Annotated in this window: 1 protein-coding gene; it reads left to right on the forward strand. The window is 70.1% G+C overall.

The features are described from left to right. Nucleotides 1-461 (forward strand): PfkB family carbohydrate kinase (locus GVL52_RS32030; protein WP_244619342.1); only part of this gene is annotated, 461 nt, incomplete at both ends.

Below are 461 nucleotides of genomic sequence, written 5' to 3' on the forward strand. Positions count from 1 at the left end.
GCGGCTGCGCCGGCAACATCGCCTACAGCCTGAAGCTGCTGGGCGGCACCCCCGTGCCCATGGCCATGCTCGGCAGCGACGGGGCCGAGTACCAGCAGCGCCTGCAGGGCCTGGGAATCGACACGCGCCACGTCGGCCGCGTGGACGAGACCTACACCGCGCAGGCGCTGATCATGACCGACCGCGACAACAACCAGATCACCGCGTTCCATCCGGGCGCGATGATGCTCGCGCACCAGACGCGCATCGCCGCCGAGCCGGACCTGCGCCTGGGCATCATCGCCCCGGACGGACGCGACGCGATGATCGAGCATGCGGCGCAGTTCGCGGCCGCCGGCATTCCCTTCGTCTTCGATCCGGGCCAGGGCCTGCCGATGTTCGGCGGTGAAGAGCTCGCGCGCTTCATCGGCCAGGCGGACTGGGTGACGGTGAACGACTACGAGGGCCGCATGCTGTGCGAG

The sequence above is a fragment of the Rhizobium sp. 18055 genome (assembly GCF_902706285.1).
Lineage (GTDB): Bacteria > Pseudomonadota > Alphaproteobacteria > Rhizobiales > Rhizobiaceae > Rhizobium.